Here is a 23,049-nt window from a genome sequence, read left to right as displayed (position 1 = left end):
AAATGTAATTCTATTCTATTAAAAACATTCATAGTCATTGAAAAAACAATGATTTATGTGGAATAGAACATGGAGGAAATACGATTTGAAAAAACTTTTAGCGACTCTAGCAATTATTTTAAGCCTATCAATGGTCTCTCCTGTTCATGCATCCATTATTCAAAGGGATGAAATCATTTCAAATATCAGCCGTGAACTGTCCACCCCATTAGAAAATTTGGCCATAATGGATTCACCCATTCAGAACCTCGATCTTATATATGCTGGAGAAATGGTCCATACTATAAAATCAGAAGCTTCACCTTCAAATGCTCCGGAAATAAAAGTAGGATATTCCAAACGCGAAATAGATTTGCTTGCAAGACTAGTTCGGGCAGAAGCGGAAATCGAACCCTTTCGAGGGAAAATAGCCGTTGCATGTGTCGTTCTAAATAGAGTAGCTAGTCCTAAATTTCCAGACACCATTAAAGAAGTTATTTATCAAAAAAATCAATTCCAACCTGTCATGAATGGGAAAATCAACCAACCAGCTGATCAGGAATCCATTCAAGCCGTTCATGAGGCAATAAATGAACATAGGTATTTGGCAGCGGATTCACTGTATTTTTATAATCCGGATATTGCTACCAGTCGCTGGCTCGATTCAAGAGCAACTACACTCGTTATTGGCAACCATGTTTTTAAAAAATAATTCCCAGGATTAGGTGATCGATCATGAAAGAAATGACCTTTAAAGCCTATGCCATAACCAATGAAATTGACTTAAACAAAATCGCCATTCACTGCGGGATTCCAAAGAGATTTACTTGGGAGGAACCATTAATTTTAAGGGGTGATATTTTACGTTCCATTCTGGACGAAGAGGTAAAGGAATCAGAGCAAGTACTTGTTTTTTCTTTTGGGAGCGTTGTATTTATTAACCATTCATCCTTAGATAAGATCCATCGCTTATTCACCTTCATCCATTCGTTCGAGCCGGATTTTGACATGAGAAATATTGACAAGTATACCGATGATTATAGTCTTCACATTGCTGAAAATGAACAAATTGAATTTGATGATGAATATGTGTTAGTGCCTAAATACGAGGATTTCTATCCAGAATTAATCTCCACCGTCCTTGCGAAATCTGTAGCTTTGGAAAAAACCGAGGAACAACTAGGAAAAATTCTCGATAAACTTGAGACCATGATCGATCGGCTGGAAAAAGGGAATTTGAGAATTGGTAATAAAGAATTGGCAAGGACGACAGCAAAAATTGTCCGCCACGAGTATAACACCCTTGCCTATATTATGATTTTGGATAAGCCTGACATTACATGGACAAGCAGCGATGCGAGTGAATTTTATGATAACATGACCGAATTTTTCGAATTAAACGATCGGTATAAAATATTAAAAAGCAAAACGGAAATATTGTATAACATCATGGAGGGGTTTTCTACCATCAGCCATTCGATGCGAGGACTTTTCGTCGAATGGATTATCGTTATTCTTATTCTTTTTGAGATTGTCCTCACTCTTTTGGAAATTGCCGGCCTGCTTCCTTCATAAAAAACCTATTTTAGAATTTATGTAAGAAGAAGTTTTAATCCGTTCATTATGAGAAATAATGGTTAATGGCATATGGCTTCCTATTCATAACACTCTCTTTTTAGACGTGCATGTAAGCTATTAACAAAAAAAAGACGACTCATCCATGGATGAGCCGTCTTTTTTAGTTAGTTTTCTTCTATTTCTTTGCGGTTTTTCTTAAAGATCTTTGAAAGAACTTCATAGACGATTGGAACAACAATCAATGTTAATAATGTTGAACTTGCCAATCCACCAATAACAGCTATCCCTAACCCTTTTGAGATTAATCCGCCGCCACCATTTCCAATGACAAGTGGAATTAATGCGCCAATGGTAGCAATGGCTGTCATTAAGATTGGACGAAGACGTGTAGCCCCTGCTTCTAGAATCGCCTCTCTCATATTCATGCCATCACGTTCCATATGAATAATCCGGTCAACGAGAACAATCGCGTTGGTTACAACGATACCAATCAACATTAGTAGTCCCATCATGACGGAAACAGAAATCGTCTCATCGGCAATATATAAACCGACAAAGGAACCGATAACCGCAAATGGTAATGAGAACAGGATTGCAAACGGAGCAAGACCTTCACCAAACGTAACAACTAAAATGAAGTAGACAATACCTACTGCTGCCGCCATGGCGATACCTAATTGAGTAAAGGTTTCTTTCATATCTTCTTGAACACCTGAAGCACCATAGCTGACACCTTTAGGTAAATCTAATTTTTCTATTTCTTTATTTACTTCAGTGGAAACTTTTGATATATCTTTTTCTTTAATCGTTCCTGACACCGAAGCATAGTATTCACCTTTACTACGCGAAAGGGTATTTTGTGTCGTGCCTTTCTCTACTGATACAATTTCAGAAAGTGGCACGGTATTCCCTTGAGCTGTCGGAACTGGTGTTGCTAACATTTCGTCAATAGACTTCGGTTGAGCAGCTTCTTGTTTTTGCTGAACGATTACCTCTAAAGATTTTCCGTCCTTTTCTATCGTTGTTAATACTTCCTTATTTTCCATTGGATTTAACATCATCACAAGTTGGCCAGTTGTAAGGCCGTATTGCATTAATTCATCCTGAGAAACATGAAACGTATATTCCGTAAAGGCCTCTTCCAAACTAGATGATACATCTTCTAGCCCATCGTTTTTCTTCATTACTTCTTCCGCCATCTTGATGGCTTTATTTAGTTTCCCTAAGTCTTCACTGTAGAAATTGTAGCTAATCTCATTGGAAGCCGCTCCGGACATGGAAGAGAAGTTTTGGCTCTTCCATTCTCCTGATTGACCAATGTTAAATACATACTCTTCAATTTCTTCTCGAACCTCTGGGAAGTTTTCCATATCGGGATCAAAAATGAGGTACATTAAAGCTCCATTACTACCTCCACCCATCATGGCTGCAGTAGGGTCGCCATTTTCAGATACGGATACTTGTACAATATCAATATCATCCCGTTTCAATAATTTTTCTTCCACAGTGGCCACATTTTTTAACGTTTCTTCCTTAAGTTCTCCAGGAGCAGGCGTATAGGTCAAGTACATGACTTTTTCTTCTTCACTACCCATAAAACTGAAACCGATCAAAGGCGTTAATGCCAAACTGCCCACCAATAATACAATGGCAATCAGAGAGGTCACTATTTTATGGTTCAAACTCCAATTAAGGATTCCTTTATACCAATTTGCCAATTTCCCTACTTCTTTATGGTCGCCTTCTGTTTTTTCACTATATAATTTCTTTTTAAATAAGAAGTGGGAAAGAGCCGGAACAATAGTGATCGCAACAATTAATGAAGCACCTAGTGCAAAGGCCATTGTTAAAGCAAATGGCATAAATAATTCGCCAACCATTCCGCCTACAAACATTAACGGAGCAAATACCGCAACTGTTACTAAAGTAGAAGACAGAATTGGTTTGAACATTTCAATCGTTGCTTCACGAATCAGCGCACGGCCTGTTAACTTCTCTCCTTTTAAATGTAAACGACGATAAATATTTTCAACTACTACAATGGAGTCATCAATGACACGCCCGATTGCAACCGTAACCGCACCAAGTGTCATGATGTTTAATGTAATATCCATCCAGTTTAACAGTAAAAACGCCATGAATACCGATACTGGAATAGAGATAATAGAAATAATCGTTGATTTAACATCACGTAGAAATAGAAGGATGATTAATACCGCAATCAGACCACCAAATACAGCTTTTTCTACCATGGTTGAGACAGATTCTTCAATCGGTTTTCCTTGGTCAAGGGAAACATCGATGATGATTCCATCAATTTTCTTCTCTTGTTCTTTAATCAAGTCTTTCACAGCATTTACAACATCTACGGTATTCGCTTGTTGTTCTTTTACAATTTGTACAGCAATCGCATCTTTTCCGTTCGTACGTGAAACAGATTGAACTTTACCTACTTCCTTAATATCTGCGATGTCACTTAGCTTAACAAATGGCTGTGGGTGAGTGGCTGTCGGTGTGACTGGAATAAGCATTTCCTTTAGTTCATCCGTTGTCATCAATTTACCGTCAATGGAAACTGCTTGCTCCCCTTCTTTAAACTCGAACAATCCGAGCGAGACAGCCATATCACTTGATTGAATCATTTGTTTAACATTTTCTTCTGTTAAACCAAGTTCCGCCATTTTTTCTTTGTTATACGTAAGTTGAACTTCTTCGATATGCTGACCGGTAATGGTAGCCGATGCCACACCATCGATTTTCTCCATTTTCGGAAGCAAAATATCCTCAACCGTTGACGTTAATTCAACGATATCTTCCGTTTTACTGCTCACACTTAGAGCGACAACAGGCATCATATTCATACTAATGGCAGTAATTGTCGGTTTTTCAGCCCCTTCCGGCAACTTCACATTATCTATCGCCGATTGTAGAGCTCGTTTTGCCTCGTCCATATCAATCCCATATTCATATTCCACCTGTATACTTGACATGTTAGAATAGGAATTGGAATAAACTGCCTTCACATCTTCCAAGCCTTCGACGGCTTTTTCAATAGGCATGGAGATCTCTTCCATTACTTTCTCAGGGGTAGCACCTGGATAGACCCCCATAACCATTAAGTATGGAATCGAAATATCAGGAATCGTTTCCGTCTTCATTCGTGTACCTGAATAAATGCCAGATACAGTAATAATGATTGTCAATAACCATACGGCTAATTTATTTCTTGTGACAAAATTGACTAGTCCTTTCACAATGACACCTACCTAAGATTGACTTTTTTGACCTAATTCCATATAATACTGACCAACTAGTCATTTGTCAACAAAATGAATTTTGGAGTGTTTCTTCATCATGGCAAAAAAACAATTAATTATGGAAAAAGCATTAGAATTATTTGCCAAACAAGGATTTGAATCGACTTCTGTCCAGCAAATTACTGAACATTGCGGCATTTCAAAAGGGGCGTTTTATTTATCCTTTAAGTCAAAAGATGAATTAATATTAGCCTTAATTGATCATTTCATGATGCAATTCCTATCTGAAATTGACTACGTAGTCAGAAACACAAAAAACGAAAAACTTTTATATGAATTTTTTTTCACGACGTTTCAATCCTTTCATAAACATTCGGATTTCGCCAAACTTCTTATGAAAGAACAAGCCCATACCATTAATGAGGAATTCATCCATAAAATGTATGATTTCAACCGCATGTTGGATAAAGTCATCTTAACCATGATTGAACACCTTTATGGTGAACGAATCCGACAGACCAAATATGATTTAATGTATTGCATTAAAGGATTTATACAAACATATTCCCATCTCTTTGTGATCTATAATGTCCCACTTAATTTGGAATTACTAGCTCATTCGCTAGTGGAAAAAACGAATGTATTGGCTAAGCATATGACACTTCCATTTATATCGGAAGATCTTCATCAAATATTTACCGGTCCAGAATATGGAAGAGAAACAAAAGAACAACTCATCCAAAAAATGGAACAATTGGTAGAGGAAGTGGACGATCCCATTATTAAGGAATCCCTGCTTCTGCTTAAAAATGAACTCATTTATCCAAGTCTGAGTCCTGCAATCGTAAAAGGATTACAGGAAAATATTCGCCAACATCCCCAATGTAAATGGATTCCCTATTTAATAGACCGTTACTTTAAATGTTTATAAAAAATGGCAGAATGTACTTCATAAGTCATTCTGCCTCCCTTTTTTAATAGATTTTTTTCTTTATTTCCTCACGTATAGATTCAATCAGTTCATTTGGTAAATCGGCAGGAAGTGATGTTTCCTCTTCGAAAACCCATTCATTTACCACTTCCAGATCTGCTTTTTTAAAGGTAACACTATACTGCCTTTGATGATGAATAAACTGAACAGTGACATATTCTTCTGTGACAAAATCATCATCGATGATCATGTTAGTGATTTGATACATATGCTACTCCTTTGAACATTTATTGATTGCTAAACAAAATTTTTATTTCATTTTCCGCTTCAATTAACCTCCCAAAACGATAACCTTCAATTAACACATGACGCTCATGATCATCAAGCTGGCGGTTCCATTTCGTTTCTAAATAGTGGATCACTTCATTATAAAAAATTGGTGAGTATTCCAACGGTTCTTTCATACCTATTCACCTCATCAAAAAATGGACTTTCATCTTTATAGTTTTGTCCAAATTTTTCGATTCAAATCAATCATTGTGTGATTTTTATTCCATGTCGATATGTTGAACAATAGTGGATAGTATAGTTTATGAATAACATCCAAAAAACGTTGCTATGTACATGAAGCTAAATAATGGAAACAACATGAACCGGAGGTCATTTAAGATGCGCGAATGAAGTCAATGTACGGTATGGTAAATGAGTGTGTCTATTGAAATGGTTCTTATTGTAAATCATTTCATAAAAAAAAGTAGACAAGTATGTCTACTTTTTGAATGGGATATTAAATGGTAACAGGATTATTGTTGGCTAATTTTTTTAGATTTCTATCATACGGTGACTGAATGACACCGATTTCCGTAATAATTCCAGTAATCAGTTCATTTGGTGTAATGTCAAATGATGGATACAAGGCATGGGTTCCTTCAGGCGCAATACGAGTCCCATTTAAATAAACGACTTCGTCTCCGTTTCTCATTTCCACTTCAATCTCTTTTCCACTTTTTGTGAAGAAATCAATGGTGTGACTGGAAGTTGCGGTATAAAAAGGAATTCCATTGGCTTTGGCGGCTAGCGCATGATTATAGGTTCCGATTTTATTGGCTAAATCCCCGTTTCCAGCGACACGATCTGAACCAACCACCACTTTTTGGATATAGCCTTGATTCATAAAATATCCAGACATTCCATCTGTGATTAATGTATGTGGGATTCCAAATTTCTTCAGTTCATAGGCCGTAATTCTTGCTCCTTGTAAATAAGGGCGTGTTTCGCATGTGTAAACATGAATTTTTTTCCCTTGTTCAAAGGCTGTTCGAATGACAGATAATGCACGTCCACCGAACCCGGAACCACCTAAAGCTCCAGAATGGCAATGGGTCATAATCGTATCACCATCATTGATGAGTTCAGCCCCATGAGCTCCTAAATCATATTCAAATTGAAGTTGCCGCTTTAGAATTTCGACCGCTTTTTGTTCTACTTTTTCTACAATATCCTCCGAACTGCCTTCGGCGACGGAAACCATTTCATCAATGGTTTTCATTAAATTGACAGCTGTTGGTCTCGTACTTTTTAATAAGGTAGCTGCTTCTAGAATTGTTTCTTTCTTTCCATTAGATTTCAAAGCAGCTAATAGAATCCCATAAACTCCACAAATACCAATGGCCCCAGAACCTCTAATATTCATATTTTTAATTGCCTTTGCCAATTCGGACACATCATGTAAGGTATAGACTTCCTCTTGGAATGGAAGCTTTAATTGATCAATTACTTTCAATGCCCCCTCTTCAAACCAAATAGGGAGTGCCAAATTTTTCGATTTTAATTCTTTCATCAAGGCAACGATTCGATCCATCCTCATCCATCCCCCCTTTATTGATGTACAGGCAATTTTTGGGCTGCTTTTAATTGAGAAACAATGAAAGCCTGTTTCGCTGTTGCTTCTAATAAATCCGTTACATTATAAGCAGCTTCAAGAGTAGGTCCAACAGCACAAATTCCATGATCTTTCATTAATACTGCTTTTATATCAGGATATGTTTCGAATGCTTCTACAACAAATCTAGCTAATTCTGGGGAACCTGATGGAGCTACTTCAACACAGGGAACTTTACCTAATAATTTACGAGCGGTTACCGTTGGGAGTGGTAATTCTTGTCCTAAACAGGCATAACCCACGGCATAGTTCGGATGACAGTGAACCACTGCATGTACATCCGGACGAGTTTGATAGATGCCGAGATGAAAACCAATTTCTTTCGAAGGTTTGCCTTGCCCTTCCAGCACTTTCCCGTCCATGTTGACAATTAATGCATCTTCTCTTGAAACTTCTCCTAAACTGACACCACTTTTTTTAATGAGAACCTGATCTGTACCAGGAATGCGCACACTTATATTTCCTCCCGTTGCTTGTGTAAACCCCTTTTGGTATACCTTATGTGATATATACTCAAGCTCTTTTTTAAGCAACTCAATATTCATTGGATGGCCTCCTTTATTTGATCATAAATCGTATGGTACATTCTAGCAAAATAGGGGTGTGCTTCCTTTGCCAACTCCAGGGCGGATTGACATTTTTCCATGATAACTTCGTATCTTTCTTGGACTCGCCGTATCACGGATTGTTCATCAAACGTCATAATTTTCTTATTTTTTAGCACCCATTCACCATTAATCAAAACAGAATCAACAGAACTCCCATTTTCATAGAAAACGAGTTGGGAGATCAAATCAGAGTTCGTTGCAAAGGTTGGTGTATCCTTTTTCATCAAAACTAAATCTGCAACATAGCCTTTTTGAATTTTCCCTCGTTGATGCGCCTCTCCAAAAACATGAGCACCGCCATTAATCGACATTTGCAAGACATTCCATGGTTGGATCCATTGTTCATAGCCGTTATTCCCTACCCGATGAATCAATAGAGCCATTCTCATGACTTCAAATAAATTATGAGAAATGCCACAATTCGAAGAGTCTGTCCCTAACGCCACATGAACACCTGCACGCAAATATTGGGGTAAAGGAGCTATACCACTACCAAGCATCAAGTTACTAACCGGATTACAAACAACGGTAACCCCATGTTCAGCAAAAAGGTCTATTTCTCTATCATTTAGCCAGACAGAATGGGCTGTCGATAATTTGGATGATAGAAGTTTATATTTTTTTAATCTACCAATGATCCCGTCTGTAAAGGCCCTATCCCCCACACGTTTTTGAATCTCTGTCTCTAGTAAGTGTGTATGAATAAAAAGATCTTCTTGCTTACTTAACTCTTCACAAAGATTAAGCATTTCATCCGTACATCTTTGTGGAGCATTTGGACCTAACAAAATCGATATTTTCCCCTTTTTTTGATGCCAATTTTTTATGAGATTTGTATAATACTCCCTCATTACTTTCGGTGAATTTGGCTTGACAGCTTCCAGTTTTTCTTTTATATTCAGGGGCAATGAAACTGGAAGAAAATAATGATCAAAAACATCATGCATCATTGGCGCAAACCCGATTTTCAGTCCTGTTTTTTCATAGGCCTTTAATGCGGCTTCCGTTCTTCGAATATGTGGAAAATGATCAACACAGGAAGTAATGCCGCTTTTAATCATGTCAATGGCACCTAATAGAACCGCTAATTCAATGTCTTGATCATCCAAAGAATGACCGTATGCAACGGTGTAAAGGGACCAAATCTCTAATGGCAAATTACTGATGGTTCCCTTTAATAGATTGGAATAAGAATGATAATGTGCATTGGTCATACCAGGTAAGACGATCATTTCCCTACCATCCATCACCTCCCCGGCAGTAAAGTCGAATTCACTACCGGAAGAGGTAGGAATGATGTCTTTAATCTTTCCGTTTTCAATCAATAAACTGCCTTGGATAATCTCCTTCTCCTCATTCATCGTAATGAGGGTTGTATTTTTTATGAGTAACTTCATTATGCCTTTGTTGCTGCCAGCTTATCTTTTCTAGCTTCAATCGCACGTTCATAAGCTAGCATCGCTTCCGATTTTCCGTTTGTTTCAACCAATTCGATTGTTTTTAAGAAAAGCTTGATCATTTTTTCTTTGTTATTTTTTACAACACTTCGATGCATTTCTAAATCTGGGGCTACATCGGTCATTCCTGCTGCCATATCCGTTGCAAGTGTTACCACCGCATAAGCAATTCCTAGTTCTCTTGCTAAACTTGCTTCCGTGCCGTTTGTCATTCCGACTACATCCATTCCCCAACTGCGGTATAATTTAATTTCAGCAGATGTTTCATATCTTGGTCCATCTACTGTGATGTAGGTGGCTTTTGGAGTCAACTCTATTCCTGTTTGTCTTGCCGCTTCTATAAAATACTGGCGGAGTTCTTCATCGTACGGACGACTAATATCCACTGAATATTTTCCATACGTTTTTACTCGATTAGTCGTCACATCCACAAAATCATCTAATAAAGCAAAATGGCCAACTGGAATCTCAGGATTTAACGAACCGACAGCACACATTGCCAATACATGATGAACCCCTAATTGTTTTAGCGCTAGCATATTGGCTCGATAATTCACTTCATGCGCAAGGCAATGATGATTTTCCCCATGTCTCGGTAGGAAATAAACTTCTTTATTAGCATGCTCTCCTTTAAATACAGGGACTACACCAAATTCAGTTGTAACCTCTATTTTTTCTGCCTCTTTTAAAAGATCATAAAACCCTGTTCCACCAATTACGCCAATTTTCATTCCATTCTTCTCCTTTCCAAAATCTATGAATCTATAAATAGGATGTTAATAAGGACGGATAAAAATATTTCTTTCCTGCTTGTTTCTTCAATTGATCCCAATGTGCCAAAATCTTAACTGCCTCAGTAGAAACGGCAACCGACTGTTCAATAGCCCTCCCCTTATAAGCAAATTGATCTTTCACCCGGTTGGCCACTACAGAGAAAACAGCACCTGCCCGAAGGCCAAATAAATGGCTTAAGGTAAGAACGGTGGCAGCTTCCATTTCAAAATTTAAAACCCCTGCCCGCTGCATATCATTTAGGATTGTTTCCATCCAGCTTTGTTTGTAATTATTGAATCCTGGGCGACCTTGACCACAGAAAAAGGATGCAGAGGTGTAGGCCAATCCCACATGGTATTTCACATTTAATTTTTCTGCTGCTTCAATCAAAGCCAATACTACCTCTTGATTGGCTAGTGCTGGATATTTGGAATCTACATACTGATCACTGGTCCCATCATATCGAACAGCCCCAGCACAAATAATGAGATCACCTGGATCAATATAATCCTGCATGGCCCCACATGTACCTACTCGAATAAATGTTTCAGCACCGATTTCAGCTAGTTCTTCTAATGCACTTGCAGTTGAAGGGCCTCCTGCTCCGGTGGAACAAGCAGATATCTCGACACCAGCCACTTTTCCTGTATAGGTAACATGCTCACGATAAGTGGCGATATGACGGCTTTCATCCCATAATTTTGCCATCATGGGAACCCTTTCAGGATCACCAGGTAATAGAACATATTTTGCAATATCTCCAGGTGCGCACCGAATATGATATTGTGCTTTATTTTCTGTTTCTGGGCGATTGGCATTGGTTTGCCATTTAAGATCCTGTACCAATTTTCCGTTCCTCCTCTAAACCTTTTTTGTTATGTTTGAACCACTTAACAATGGAATCAATTGTTAAGTAGGATTCATTCCTATTTAAATAAGTTAGTTGGTTTGCCAATTCCATCACCTGTGGTGGTTGCAAGTCTGCTGTCTTCAATAATTCCTGATTTTTAAAAACAACATCCGCACGATCATCAGCAATTTTTCTACTTTTATTCATGATGACAACACGGCAATTTAACTCACCGATTAATTGCATATCATGCGTAACCAATACCACGATATGGCCATGTTCATGAAACATTTTTACCAATTCCAATACCCGTTTACATCCTTTGTGATCCTGCCCTGTCGTAGGCTCATCGAGGACGACAACTTTCGGGGATATAGCCATGATCGAAGCCATACCAATTTCTTTTCTTTTACTTGAATTTAAATCAAAAGGATTGGCATCCAATAAATTCTCAAGTTCAAATAATTCAATCGCTTTTTTCACTCGTTTTTCCGTTTCCTCTTCAGAAATCTTTAAATTTTTACAGCCATAATAAAGTTCTTGTCTAACTGTAGGCAAAAAGGTTTGATGATTAGGATTTTGAAATACGTACCCTACTAGACTAGAAAGTTTGGCAATTCTTTCTTTTTTTGTATTCATATTTCCTACAGTGACTTGACCCGTAGTCGGTTTCAATAACCCATTAAAATGTTTCACTAAAGTGGTTTTTCCTGAACCATTACTACCAAGAACAGCAACAATTTCCCCTTCTCCAATCTCAAGGTTCACATCCTGAATAGCAGTAACCCCATTAGGGTATACATGTGAAACTCCTGTAACTTTAATAAATGGTTCCATATTGTTCCTCCTATTTTATCGAGACGATTTGAAACGCTTTTACTGCTTCCTCGACAGTAATGGGACTTCCAACATCAATCTGTAATTCTTTCCTTAATCGATCAGCCAATTCTGTTACTTGAGGGGCATTCATTTCCATCTCATGTAAAAGGGTGAGTTCAGAAAATACCTCTTTCGGTGTACCAAACATGATTACTTCTCCATCATCGAGAACAAGAATTTTATCGCAATAACTTGCCATTCTTTCCACTTCATGATCAATGATGACCCCTGTCATTCCATATGTTTTTATTTTTCGTAAAACATCATAGACTTCATTTTTCCCACGAGGATCCAGCATTGAAGTAGGCTCATCCATGATCATGATCGAAGGTCTCATTGCCATCACAGAAGCGATCGCCAATCGTTGTTGCTGGCCACCTGATAAGGCAAGGGGACTTCTTTTTTCGAATCCTTCTAATCCTACTTGTTTTAAGGTTTCTTGAATTCGATATTTCATTTCTTCTCTAGAAATCCCTAAATTCCCCATACCAAAAGCAATTTCTTCTTCCACTGTCATTTGGCTAAGCTGGTTTTCCGGTTCTTGAAAAACAAAGCCTACCTTATCTGCCATATCTGCCACAGACCGTTGAGAGATGTCCTGTCCAAATACAGATATCGTTCCTTCTAAATTTCCTTGAATGACTGTCGGAACTAACCGGTTTAAACACATGGCCAAAGTTGTTTTCCCTGATCCTGTCCGACCAATAATCCCTAAAACTTCCCCTTCTTTTAAAGTAAAATGGATATTTTTTAATACGGGAGTTTCAGTATCAGGGTATTGAAATGTTAAATTTTCCACGACGATGGCATCTCGGTTACTCATTGACTCATCCCCCTATGAATACGCTCACTTTTTTATATACAAATTTTACGATTACGATGAAGAACACTGCCCATACAGCAAATAAAGAACTTACTAGTAAATTGCTTGTGGTTAAAGAAATTTGCTGGGCAAAACTTAAATATAACTCTGTTAATAGAAGGACAAGCATACCACTGATGAACATATAATCCAACGAGGATATCTTAGTTTCTCTTAAACTTGTTTTTACGCCATTTCGGCTAAATGCTCGGCATTCCAATACATAAGATAACTGGTGAACTTTTACAAATGTAATGATAAACAATGGTGCAAATAAGGGGACTAGATGCTTCACTCTTTCAAAAATATTGGCTTTCACATCAAGACATCTTGCTTGCTGAGCTTCCATGACAATTTTTGCTTCTCTCGCAATGATAGGGATAATTTGAAAGGTTGATAGAAACATAAAGGCTATGGAATGTGGTACTTTCCATTTCATTAATGCAATGGCTAAATCAGAAGGATGTGTGGTCATAACGAATATCACAGCTGCTGTACCAATCACAAGAATTCGAAAAGACATAACTGAAGCATAAACCAAGGATTCATATTTGAACGTTAACCCTCCGAAAATTTCAAAAACCGGGGTTTCGCCTATCGGATTATAAATTCCATGAATGGTCATGATTAACACGACAAAGAGCATAAGAAACTGCATGGACATCAAATACTGCTTCACTAATTTAGATAGTAAAACAAGAGGGAACATTCCTATTAGAAGAATCAGCTGCATAGCTGGATCCTTAAAAAGGAAGCTACTAATAACAATAAATAAAACAAACAAAATCTTTGTTCGCGGGTCTAACCGATGAATCATACTTTCTCTTGCAATATACAAACTGTTCATGAATGGCAACCTCCTTCATCTAGTTTCCTAGTAGATTCTCTTTCTACTAATGTTGGATAAAAAACAATCGTTTCTTTTACATGACTTTTTTCCTTTATTGTTTTAATAGCAATTTCCATCGCTCGATTTCCCATTTCAATGATAGGGGTATGAATCGTTGTAAGTGGAGGAAAAACAATATCTGCAAACTGCGAGTCATCGAAACCAATAATAGACAAATCTTCAGGAATTTTTAAATTGAGCTCTCTTGCTGCTTTATAAATACCCACTGCGATCGCATCACTAGCCGCAAAAATAGCGGTTGGACGATCTTGTCTTGAAAGAAGTTTCAAACCATTTTTATAGCCACTATCAATATAGAACTTATCGAAGATGACAAAATCTTCTATTATTTTTATTTTTTTATCGGCAAGTGCACTTTGAAATCCTTTATATCTTTCGATGGAGGCATAAGAATCCGCACTTCCTGATATAAAAGCAATTTTTTTATGGCCCAATTCTAATAAATGATTGGTTGCCATATATCCCCCCTCAAAGTTGTCTACTAAAATTTCATTGATTTTTACACCAGGGATTTTACTTCCAAGGATGACAACAGGTAGATCAGGATATTCTTCTACTACTTGCTTAATGTTTTTATCTTTGACTTCTGGAGTTGAAAAGATAATTCCATCTACCCCCTTTGCAATGAGAAAATCAATATACTCGGCTTCTTTCGTTAAATTATTATCCGTATTACAAAGGACGATATTAAACCCATGTTGATTGGCTGTATCCTCTACAGCTCTCGTTAAGTCTGCATAAAAAATGTTTTTAATATCTGGAATAATTAATCCAAAGGTCGATGTTTGTTTTTTTATCATCGCAGCTGCAATCATATTGCGCTTAAAGTTTAGTTTTTCAACTGCTTGATAAACCTTCTGTCTTGTTTCTTCACTTGTATAGCCACTGCCATTTAATACTCTTGAGACGGTTGATATGGAAACATTTGCTTCTCTCGCAACATCCTTAATCGTAGTCATTTCAATATCCTCCTATTAAACATGGAAACGTTTCCTTAAATCCTTTCATTTCCTTTTATTACTATTTTTAGGTATCTATATTAATAGTAATTTCTAAATAATTAAATAGCAATAATTTTCTGAAATATATTTTCCTACTGATGAAATTTTTTATAGTAATTATGAAAAGGTTTAAGGAAACGTTTCCATTAAGGAGTTTATTAGAAGAAACATCATAAAGATGTTTCTTCTTGTTCATGTTGGATCTATAATGCTGCTCCATTCCCAGAAGATAAGCCAAGTTTTTCGCGGATATCTTTTGCATTTGGTAAAAATCGAACCGGGAAGATTTTTAAGATCATAGAAACAATCCAAAACGTTAATACTTTATCGACGATTGTTGTTGGCAAGTTGGCAATAAATGTTGCACTAAAAATTTGTTGTCCTGCAGCTACTAAACCAGCAGTAAAGATATCATTAGCATGGCCCGAGAAACCTCCAAAAACATAGACTGAAATAATAGTGGAAATCACTGCTCCTATCGCCCCAGCAATCGCACCTGCCGCGAGTACTTTCCAAGTCTTTTTATACCATCCCTTTTTAAAGAAAAAATAGGCCATGAATGCTACAGCAGCACCTACTAATGCAAACGGTACATAGGTCCAGCGAACAACTAATCCTAAAATGGTATTCGTCATGAGGGCTGTTACGATTCCATAGATTGGTCCTAAAACAACGGCATTTAAGACTGTACCAATGTTATTTAAAAAAATTGGTAGTTTAAGCATTTCAACAATGGAATTTGCCACCCAGTTCAGTGCGATCCCTGCAGGAATCATCGCCACTATAAAGCTGGAATTTTTTCTCATTCAAACTCCCCCTAATTTTTATTCCTTCTTCTCCTTTCTAACCCCTTTTGATCGTTCCTTTTTCTCCCCTTTCTGTAGCATTGTTGCACCCATCAGACATTTTTTCTGTGTTGAAAAATTTTTATTTTTTATTATTAAAAGCAAAGCTTTTAATACAGAATGGAAACGATTCCACAAAAATCAAAAAGAAAAAATCGGGATTTTTGAGTATAAAACTTGTATGTACAGGCAGTTAAGGTGTCATTATTTATACAATCACTGTGTTACTCGCCTAGTTATATAAAAACGTTTCCCTACTTGTTCTTCATTATACAGGTACAAAATTTACTTTTCAATATTTTTTAAAAATTCTTTCTATTATTTTCTTTACCATGTTGTTTCTAACCGACAATTTCTATTTACATAATTATTTCCTTGCATTTAAACACAACCAACCATCCTATCCAAAAAAATATTTCGCATCACGAAAAAGCATGGTAAAATCCAATTTATAAAATTGTTAAAAGAGAGAAAGGGATAACCATGAAGAAAAAATTGTGGATGACATATGGAATGTTGACGTTGGCAACGGCTACTTGGGGAAGCGCCTTTATTGCCGGCAAATTGGCCGTACAAAGCTTTGAACCGTCAACCGTTGCTTTTATTCGATTTCTTGGCGCGGCCATACTCCTATTTCCTATCATGTGGGTGATGGAAAAAAACCGCAAGAAACCAACGATCAAAGATCTTGGATTATTTGCCATTTTAGGATTAACCGGCATTGCCCTTTACAATATTTGTTTCTTTATTGCCACTAAACACGCTCCCGTAATAAAAAGTTCATTATTTATTGCTTCCAATCCGGTTTTAATCGTACTTTTATCAGGGTTATTTTTAAAAGAAACGATTACGAAAAATCATGTGGTTGGCATGATCATCGCTCTTTCTGGAGCTACCTATATTATTACAGACGGACATATCATAGATTTATTCAAACTAGGCTTTGAACCGATTGATTTCGTATTGCTCGGAGCTGTTGTCAGCTGGGCTATCTACAGCGTTGTTGGCAAAGTAGTATTAAAGAAATATAGTTCAGTAGAATCTACTACCTATGCGGTCGCTTTTGGCACCTTATTTTTGTTGCCTTTTGCTTTGGCCGATACAACTTGGCATGATATTACTCAAGCAAATGTGATGACTTGGCTAGCTATTGCCCATATGAGTATATTTGTCACTGTAATCTCTTTTATTATGTATTATTACGGTATTAAACAGGTCGGTGCCGCAAAAGCTTCGATTTTTATTAATGTCATGCCTGTTTCAGCTGTATTGATGGCGACCTTCTTTTTAGGAGAAACCTTAACTACAGCACATGCAATTGGCGCGATATTAGTTTTGTCAGGGGTTTTCATTGGAACGAATCCTTCCCTATTTAAACGAAAATGGCTAAAGAAAAACACTGCCGCTTGATGTGCCAAATATTTTATAATGTGTCATTGTGCATAATCATTTACTTTATTATGTATAAGTCTTGCGTCGATTTTTTCATCCGTTTGATACGATTTTTGCCATAAAAAATCCCTCTTGTGAGACAGAATCGCCTTTGTTTATCTGTCTTCACTAGAGGGATCATCTTTTTCAAATGGTGGATTTTCACGTTACAAAGGATAGAACCAAGGAACGAAATCTATGTTTAAAAACTGAAATCCTATAAAATTTCCATAATGATCTTTAAGTCAATAACTTACATACCTTTACAAAATGGCTTTATATTTGAGCCCTTTCCTTTAATAATCTCAGCTTCTGATTTTTGGTTAATCTTCTCCAAAATTTTACCTTTACAATCATAGCAGTCCCACCTTTCTCTGCTTATGTTTTATTCAAATTTCGTCAATAGTCTTCTTTCAATATATGTTGTTACTTTCATTTTACCAGACATATGACATTGATGAAATTTGAAAATTTCGACTATTTTTCAGTAAATTTTACAAATTCATCTTCCATTTTATCTTCTTAGCAATTTCGTTCTGAAAAATGAACAAAAATCATGTCTTACTGTGTCAAATTTTACGTATAAAAAATTTAGGATGTTGTGTCAAATTCGTGAACCCATTTAAAACATCATATTGATTTCATGACCTAACTGTCGACCATTTTTTCGTTCTATTCGACACCCCTTCATCGATTATTAATTAAAATAGTATTTCTCCTAACAAATCTACCATTTAGACAACGAGAGAATTTGTTATAATATTAGTAAATTCATAATGTTAGGAAGGATTCTATGAAGAAGAGAATTGCTTTATCGTGGAGCGGCGGAAAAGATAGCTGTATGGCCTTACATACCCTCATTCAGCAAGGTTATGAGATTGTAACATTAGTGACGACCGCACCGAAAGAGATTGGTCGGACTTTTGGTCATGGTGAGCGTACGGAAATGATTCGATTACAGTCTGAAGCGCTTTCCATTCCTGTTTACTTCATTGAATGCCAGCTTGAAAGCTATACAGAACAATTTATTCAAACAGTAAAAGATTTGAAAAATCAATATCAAATTTCAGGAATTGCCTATGGAGATTTATATTTGGACGAACATCGTGAGTGGGGAGAAAAAGTGGCTGAAGCTGCTGGTGTAGAGGCAATATATCCACTTTGGACTCGATCAGAGAATGCCCTCCATTTACTCGAACAATTTGTTCATTCCGGTTATCAGGCGGTAGTCATTCGAGTACGGGAAGATGTATTAGATGAATCATGGCTTGGTCGGTTATTAGATGACTCATTTTTGAAAGATATCCAAAAAGTGGCGATTTGTCCTATGGGGGAATCTGGGGAATATCATACTTATGTTTTTGACGGTCCATTATTTTCAAAGAGAATTCAATTAGATAAGCCGGAAGTTGTCGAACTGGAAACTACTAAAAAATTGGAATTTAAAACTTGTCAATTCATATAAGTTTTGAAATAGACGTATTTCGATACAGACCATTCTTCATTTTTTTCTACAAAAAATTCACATATATTTGTTCCTCGATTCATAAATAAAAATGTACGACAAATATACTATTTTTTTAGAAAAAAATCGAAGGGCGGCGATTGTATGAAAGACAAGTCTTATGTTCTATATAAAGGAAAGAAATATGTCATTTTGTATCAATACTCTTCTGGTTTTTGCGAAATCAAGGAAGTTGACAGCTTATATCATGTTGAATTCGTTCATTCCACCGAATTAATTCCTATCACATAAAAAGCCGGGACGACCCGGCTTTTTCCTATTATGACTACTTCATGAATTCAGAATTTCCTCCATATATCCGAGCCGAGCTGAAATTTGTTTACCAATTTGCAGTATTCTCTCTTGCAACTGTGCCAATCTTTCATTTGTCATCCTAATCGTTGGACCAGAGATGCTTACTGCTGCAATCACTTTTCCTAAATGGTCAAAAATCGGAGCCGCAATACAGCGAATGCCATATTCATTTTCTTCCAAGTCTAGTGCATAGCCACGTTGTCTAACCTTGACCAATTCCTCAAGAAAAGTATTGCGATCGGTAATCGTTTTATCTGTGTGCACGGGAAGTCCTTTGCGATCAAGAATCTCCAGTACTTCACTAGATGGCAAATACGCAAGAATTGCTTTCCCGACAGAAGTACAATGCATAGGAGCTCTTTTTCCAACCTTGGAATGCATTCTTAAAGTCTCTGTTCCTTCTAATTTTTCGATATATACGACTTCACCTTGATCGTAAACAACAAGGTGGATAACCTCATTCGTTTCTTTCTCTAACTCCCGTAAAAAAGGCTTTGCCTCCACCCTGAGATCAATGGATTCTAACTTTTTCGAACTAATTTCTAAAAATTTATAGCCTAATTTATAACGACCCGTATCTTCATCCTGTTCCATATATCCATACTTAACAAGCGTTGATAGAATTCTATATACAGAGCTTTTATTAATATCAATTTGTTTAGAAATCTCTGTGACACCAAGCCCATCCTTTTTTGAACTTACAATTTGAATAATATCTAATGCCCGGCTCACAGATTTCACCATATTTTCTCTTTCCAAACGATTCACCTCAAATGTACCCATAGTGTCTGATAAATGTCTGCGATGATGGCTTAAAACCTTGAATAAGCCGGACATGACAAGACATAGTTAGACATTTACATTTACATTTTCCTTTTTCATGACAAACATATTCTGGAGTGTACCAATTTCTTTGATTTCGCATTCAATCACATCACCTTCACCAACCAACTCAGCTCCTACCGGACTACCTGTCAAAATTACATCTCCCGGTTTTAAAGTCATCACCTTGGACAAATACGAAATCATCTTACTTATTGGAATGATCATTAACTCAGTCGGACTGTTTTGTTTTTCAATCCCATTAACCCTTGCCGTTACCTTTATGTTAAAAGGATCTAGCTCCGTTTCAATGACCGGTCCTAATGGGGTAAAAGTGTCAAACGATTTACCAATCGTCCAATGCCCATCCTGATGGAAAAATTGTGGCGCCGTGACATCATTCCCAACTGTATATCCAAACACATAATCAAGTACTTCCGATTCAGGCACATTTTTGGCCTCTTTTCCGATAATAACAGCTAACTCTGACTCAAATTTCACTTCATTGATACCTGATGGAATGATGATCGGATCCTCAGGACCAATGACAGAGGACGTTGGTTTAAAAAAGAAAACAGGGATTTCTGGCAATTTATCTGGAAGATCTTCTAGCTTGGCCACAAAATTAGCACCAATTCCAATGATTTGATTTGGCTCAAGTGGTGCAAGCAGCTTTACTTCATTTTTGGAAAACTCATTTCCTGTATACTCCCATTCTTCGAATAGATTCCCTTTAATTTCTTTGATCCCATCATCATTTATAACTCCTGTATAAACCGTTTCGTTCCATAAAAATCTTGCAAATTTCATCGTACTTCCCCCATTTTTGTTCTTAATGGATGGAGGAGCCTGAAATAAGACAGGCTCCGTCCTGTAAATTACTTATTAACAGCCAATTTAGCTTTGGCCTCCATTCTTCGGCGATGTAAAATTGGCTCCGTGTATCCATTCGGTTGATTGTATCCTTCGAACACAAGATCACAAGCGGCCTGGAATGCAACGGAATGATTATAATCAACCGACATTGGACGATAATCAGGATCTCCTGCATTTTGTTCATCAACGACTTTTGCCATACGCTTTAATGTCTCTAATACTTGCTCTTTTGTACAAATGCCATGGTGTAACCAGTTGGCCATGTGCTGACTAGAGATTCGTAATGTAGCTCTATCTTCCATTAAACCGACATTGTTAATATCAGGAACCTTCGAGCAGCCGATTCCCAATTCAACCCAGCGAACGACATATCCTAAAATTCCTTGTGCATTATTGTCAAGCTCTTGCTGAATTTCTTCCGGACTCCAGTTCGGATGTTCAGCGACAGGGATTTGCAAAATTTCATCTCTATAATCCTTCATTTCTAGTTTCTTTTCATTTTGAATTTCTGTTACATTTACCTGATGATAATGAAGGGCGTGTAGTGTTGCAGCTGTTGGTGACGGTACCCATGCCGTATTTGCTCCTGTTTTTACATGCCCGATCTTTTGCTGAAGCATTTCGGCCATCTTATCAGGCATTGCCCACATTCCTTTACCAATTTGGGCTCGGCCTGGGAACCCAGTAGCCAAACCGGCACTTACATTGGATTGTTCATAGCTTGAGAGCCATGTGGAACCTTTCATATCATTTTTACGAATCATCGGACCAGCTTCCATAGAGGTATGAATTTCATCTCCGGTACGATCCAAGAATCCAGTATTGATAAATACAATTCGATCCTTTACTTCTCGAATGCAAGCCTTCAAATTCAATGACGTACGGCGTTCCTCATCCATGACACCAATTTTCAAAGTATGACGCTTTAATCCCAACATATCTTCAATCCGATTAAATAGTTCATTGGCAAAGGCAACTTCCTCAGAACCATGCATTTTTGGTTTCACTATATAAATGGACCCTTTGGAAGAGTTTTGGTATTTTCCATTGCCTAAAAGGGAATGCTTAGCAATTAAACTTGTCACCACTCCATCTAAAATACCTTCCTGAATCTCTTCCCCATTTTCATCCAGAACGGCATTAATCGTCATTAAATGCCCAACATTACGAACAAGTAGCAATGATCGTCCAGATAAGCTAAATTCCTTCCCATCTGGCGAAAGGTAGAAGCGATCTGGATTCAATGTCCTGGTTATTGTTTTTGTCCCTTTTTCAAATGTTGCGGAAAGATCTCCTTTCATAAGTCCCATCCAGTTTCTGTAAACGAGCACCTTATCTTCCGCATCAACGGCGGCAACAGAATCCTCACAGTCCATAATGGTTGTAATCGCTGCTTCTAATAAAACATCTTTTACCCCAGCATCATCTGTTTTTCCAATTGGATGACCGCGGTCAATTTGGATTTCGATATGAAGTCCATTATTTTTTAATAGAACAGCAGATGGTGCCTCTTTAACACCAGTATACCCAACAAACTTTGAATCCTCAGTCAATCCGGTTATTTTTCCATCACTAAGCTTAACCGAAAGTTTCCCATCCACAATGCTGTATAGGACTACGTCTTTATGCGATCCTTCGCGTAATGGAGCTGCTTGATCTAAAAACTCCTTCGCAAACGCAATGACCTTATTTCCACGGACAGGATTATATGATCCACTGCGTTGGGCTCCTCCATCTTCACTAATGACATCCGTTCCATAAAGGGCATCATACAAGCTACCCCAGCGAGCATTGGCTGCATTGAGGGCATAACGGGCGTTGTTCACCGGTACAACCAGTTGTGGTCCAGCCTGAACAGCGATTTCATCGTCCACCCCTTCTGTTCCGATTTGAAAATCTTCTACTTCTGGCTCGAGATAACCAATCTCTTCTAAGTAAGCTTTATACTTGGCGAAATCAAAGTTTCCTTTATTTTCACGATACCAAGTATTCAGTTTGCTTTGAATCTCATCACGACGCGCTAATAATTCCTTGTTTTTCGGTGTTAGGTCCTTTATTAATCTTTCAAAATCGACCCAAAATTGCTTTTGATCTACCCCACTGCCTGGAATAGCTTCTTCATTAATAAATTGATAGAGTTCTGAAGCAACTTGAAGATTCCCCACTTTGACATAATTGGTCATGCTCATTGTTCCTCCTTACCACATTTCCTTTTCGTTTTTTTAATA

Annotated in this window: 21 protein-coding genes; 5 read left to right on the top strand and 16 right to left on the bottom strand. The window is 37.4% G+C overall.

Annotated features, from left to right (window positions below; all coding sequences use genetic code 11):
- Positions 1-85 precede the first annotated feature (85 nt).
- Positions 86-691, top strand: coding sequence for a cell wall hydrolase (locus G4Z05_RS11710; RefSeq protein WP_240465370.1), 606 nt, complete (start codon positions 86-88; stop codon positions 689-691).
- 23 nt (positions 692-714) lie between these two features.
- Positions 715-1,554 carry an RMD1 family protein gene (locus G4Z05_RS11705; RefSeq protein WP_163252056.1) on the top strand — a complete coding sequence of 280 codons (840 nt, stop codon included), beginning with the start codon at positions 715-717 and terminating at the stop codon, positions 1,552-1,554.
- Between the two features lie 167 nt (positions 1,555-1,721).
- Here the strand turns inward: G4Z05_RS11705 and G4Z05_RS11700 are convergent, their stop codons facing one another.
- Positions 1,722-4,811, bottom strand: a complete 3,090-nt coding sequence (locus G4Z05_RS11700; RefSeq protein ID WP_163252055.1) for an efflux RND transporter permease subunit — start codon at positions 4,809-4,811, stop codon at positions 1,722-1,724.
- Between the two features lie 100 nt (positions 4,812-4,911).
- On the opposite strand from G4Z05_RS11700, the gene G4Z05_RS11695 reads away from it, so the two are divergent.
- Positions 4,912-5,745 (top strand): TetR/AcrR family transcriptional regulator, encoded by an 834-nt coding sequence (locus G4Z05_RS11695; protein ID WP_163252054.1) that lies wholly within the window; start codon positions 4,912-4,914, stop codon positions 5,743-5,745.
- A 43-nt stretch (positions 5,746-5,788) separates the two neighbouring features.
- Here the strand turns inward: G4Z05_RS11695 and G4Z05_RS11690 are convergent, their stop codons facing one another.
- The 12 genes from G4Z05_RS11690 to G4Z05_RS11635 form a co-directional block, all read right to left on the bottom strand.
- Positions 5,789-6,013, bottom strand: coding sequence for a hypothetical protein (locus tag G4Z05_RS11690; RefSeq protein WP_163252053.1), 225 nt, complete (start codon positions 6,011-6,013; stop codon positions 5,789-5,791).
- Between the two features lie 19 nt (positions 6,014-6,032).
- Positions 6,033-6,209 carry a hypothetical protein gene (locus G4Z05_RS11685; RefSeq protein WP_163252052.1) on the bottom strand — a complete coding sequence of 59 codons (177 nt, stop codon included), beginning with the start codon at positions 6,207-6,209 and terminating at the stop codon, positions 6,033-6,035.
- Between the two features lie 323 nt (positions 6,210-6,532).
- Entirely contained in the window at positions 6,533-7,612 is a 1,080-nt protein-coding gene (mtnA, locus tag G4Z05_RS11680) for an S-methyl-5-thioribose-1-phosphate isomerase (protein WP_205597535.1), read from the bottom strand.
- A gap of 11 nt (positions 7,613-7,623) precedes the next feature.
- Positions 7,624-8,232 (bottom strand): class II aldolase/adducin family protein, encoded by a 609-nt coding sequence (locus tag G4Z05_RS11675; RefSeq protein ID WP_163252051.1) that lies wholly within the window; start codon positions 8,230-8,232, stop codon positions 7,624-7,626.
- A complete protein-coding gene (locus tag G4Z05_RS11670) occupies positions 8,229-9,692 on the bottom strand; it encodes an amidohydrolase family protein (protein WP_163252050.1) in 1,464 nt (487 codons plus the stop codon). The genes G4Z05_RS11675 and G4Z05_RS11670 overlap by 4 nt, the downstream gene beginning before the upstream one ends.
- On the bottom strand, positions 9,692-10,483 hold the full coding sequence (locus tag G4Z05_RS11665) for an MTAP family purine nucleoside phosphorylase (RefSeq protein WP_163252049.1): 792 nt from the start codon (positions 10,481-10,483) through the stop codon (positions 9,692-9,694). The genes G4Z05_RS11670 and G4Z05_RS11665 overlap by 1 nt, the downstream gene beginning before the upstream one ends.
- A gap of 31 nt (positions 10,484-10,514) precedes the next feature.
- A complete protein-coding gene (locus G4Z05_RS11660) occupies positions 10,515-11,372 on the bottom strand; it encodes a nucleoside phosphorylase (RefSeq protein WP_163252048.1) in 858 nt (285 codons plus the stop codon).
- Entirely contained in the window at positions 11,356-12,213 is an 858-nt protein-coding gene (locus G4Z05_RS11655; protein ID WP_163252047.1) for an energy-coupling factor ABC transporter ATP-binding protein, read from the bottom strand. The genes G4Z05_RS11660 and G4Z05_RS11655 overlap by 17 nt, the downstream gene beginning before the upstream one ends.
- 10 nt (positions 12,214-12,223) lie before the next feature.
- A complete protein-coding gene (locus tag G4Z05_RS11650) occupies positions 12,224-13,078 on the bottom strand; it encodes an energy-coupling factor ABC transporter ATP-binding protein (RefSeq protein ID WP_163252046.1) in 855 nt (284 codons plus the stop codon).
- A 4-nt stretch (positions 13,079-13,082) separates the two neighbouring features.
- A complete protein-coding gene (locus G4Z05_RS11645) occupies positions 13,083-13,964 on the bottom strand; it encodes an energy-coupling factor transporter transmembrane component T family protein (RefSeq protein WP_163252045.1) in 882 nt (293 codons plus the stop codon).
- Positions 13,961-14,986 carry a LacI family DNA-binding transcriptional regulator gene (locus G4Z05_RS11640; RefSeq protein ID WP_163252044.1) on the bottom strand — a complete coding sequence of 342 codons (1,026 nt, stop codon included), beginning with the start codon at positions 14,984-14,986 and terminating at the stop codon, positions 13,961-13,963. Before G4Z05_RS11640 ends, G4Z05_RS11645 begins: the two co-directional genes overlap by 4 nt.
- A gap of 245 nt (positions 14,987-15,231) precedes the next feature.
- A complete protein-coding gene (locus G4Z05_RS11635; RefSeq protein WP_163252043.1) occupies positions 15,232-15,834 on the bottom strand; it encodes a hypothetical protein in 603 nt (200 codons plus the stop codon).
- Positions 15,835-16,356: 522 nt separating this feature from the next.
- Here G4Z05_RS11635 and G4Z05_RS11630 point away from each other — a divergent pair.
- Complete coding sequence (locus tag G4Z05_RS11630) at positions 16,357-17,283, top strand: DMT family transporter (protein ID WP_163252042.1); 927 nt, start codon at positions 16,357-16,359, stop codon at positions 17,281-17,283.
- A gap of 814 nt (positions 17,284-18,097) precedes the next feature.
- Positions 18,098-18,769 carry a Dph6-related ATP pyrophosphatase gene (locus G4Z05_RS11625; protein ID WP_163252041.1) on the top strand — a complete coding sequence of 224 codons (672 nt, stop codon included), beginning with the start codon at positions 18,098-18,100 and terminating at the stop codon, positions 18,767-18,769.
- Between the two features lie 330 nt (positions 18,770-19,099).
- Here G4Z05_RS11625 and G4Z05_RS11620 read toward each other — a convergent pair whose 3' ends face one another.
- From G4Z05_RS11620 to G4Z05_RS11610, 3 genes are all read right to left on the bottom strand, one after another.
- Entirely contained in the window at positions 19,100-19,882 is a 783-nt protein-coding gene (locus G4Z05_RS11620; RefSeq protein ID WP_163252040.1) for an IclR family transcriptional regulator, read from the bottom strand.
- A 90-nt stretch (positions 19,883-19,972) separates the two neighbouring features.
- The gene (locus tag G4Z05_RS11615) at positions 19,973-20,755 is read right to left on the bottom strand and encodes a fumarylacetoacetate hydrolase family protein (RefSeq protein ID WP_163252039.1); all 783 of its coding nucleotides are present in this window, start codon (positions 20,753-20,755) and stop codon (positions 19,973-19,975) included.
- 68 nt (positions 20,756-20,823) lie between these two features.
- On the bottom strand, positions 20,824-23,004 hold the full coding sequence (locus G4Z05_RS11610) for a malate synthase G (RefSeq protein WP_163252075.1): 2,181 nt from the start codon (positions 23,002-23,004) through the stop codon (positions 20,824-20,826).
- Positions 23,005-23,049 lie beyond the last annotated feature (45 nt).

This window comes from Neobacillus thermocopriae, from assembly GCF_010975035.1.
Taxonomy (GTDB): Bacteria; Bacillota; Bacilli; order Bacillales; family Cytobacillaceae; genus Neobacillus; species Neobacillus thermocopriae.
This window is presented reverse-complemented; position numbering and strand designations above follow the sequence as displayed.

Excerpts from the sequence above, each read along its gene's own strand:
- G4Z05_RS11705 (WP_163252056.1), top strand. The coding sequence starts at position 715 with ATGAAAGAAATGACCTTTAAAGCCTATGCCATAACCAATGAAATTGAC.
- G4Z05_RS11695 (WP_163252054.1), top strand. The coding sequence starts at position 4,912 with ATGGCAAAAAAACAATTAATTATGGAAAAAGCATTAGAATTATTTGCC.
- G4Z05_RS11690 (WP_163252053.1), bottom strand. The coding sequence starts at position 6,013 with ATGTATCAAATCACTAACATGATCATCGATGATGATTTTGTCACAGAA.
- G4Z05_RS11685 (WP_163252052.1), bottom strand. The coding sequence starts at position 6,209 with ATGAAAGAACCGTTGGAATACTCACCAATTTTTTATAATGAAGTGATC.
- mtnA (WP_205597535.1), bottom strand. The coding sequence starts at position 7,612 with ATGAGGATGGATCGAATCGTTGCCTTGATGAAAGAATTAAAATCGAAA.
- G4Z05_RS11675 (WP_163252051.1), bottom strand. The coding sequence starts at position 8,232 with ATGAATATTGAGTTGCTTAAAAAAGAGCTTGAGTATATATCACATAAG.
- G4Z05_RS11670 (WP_163252050.1), bottom strand. The coding sequence starts at position 9,692 with ATGAAGTTACTCATAAAAAATACAACCCTCATTACGATGAATGAGGAG.
- G4Z05_RS11665 (WP_163252049.1), bottom strand. The coding sequence starts at position 10,483 with ATGAAAATTGGCGTAATTGGTGGAACAGGGTTTTATGATCTTTTAAAA.
- G4Z05_RS11655 (WP_163252047.1), bottom strand. The coding sequence starts at position 12,213 with ATGGAACCATTTATTAAAGTTACAGGAGTTTCACATGTATACCCTAAT.
- G4Z05_RS11650 (WP_163252046.1), bottom strand. The coding sequence starts at position 13,078 with ATGAGTAACCGAGATGCCATCGTCGTGGAAAATTTAACATTTCAATAC.
- G4Z05_RS11645 (WP_163252045.1), bottom strand. The coding sequence starts at position 13,964 with ATGAACAGTTTGTATATTGCAAGAGAAAGTATGATTCATCGGTTAGAC.
- G4Z05_RS11640 (WP_163252044.1), bottom strand. The coding sequence starts at position 14,986 with ATGACTACGATTAAGGATGTTGCGAGAGAAGCAAATGTTTCCATATCA.
- G4Z05_RS11635 (WP_163252043.1), bottom strand. The coding sequence starts at position 15,834 with ATGAGAAAAAATTCCAGCTTTATAGTGGCGATGATTCCTGCAGGGATC.
- G4Z05_RS11630 (WP_163252042.1), top strand. The coding sequence starts at position 16,357 with ATGAAGAAAAAATTGTGGATGACATATGGAATGTTGACGTTGGCAACG.
- G4Z05_RS11625 (WP_163252041.1), top strand. The coding sequence starts at position 18,098 with ATGAAGAAGAGAATTGCTTTATCGTGGAGCGGCGGAAAAGATAGCTGT.
- G4Z05_RS11615 (WP_163252039.1), bottom strand. The coding sequence starts at position 20,755 with ATGAAATTTGCAAGATTTTTATGGAACGAAACGGTTTATACAGGAGTT.
- G4Z05_RS11610 (WP_163252075.1), bottom strand. The coding sequence starts at position 23,004 with ATGACCAATTATGTCAAAGTGGGGAATCTTCAAGTTGCTTCAGAACTC.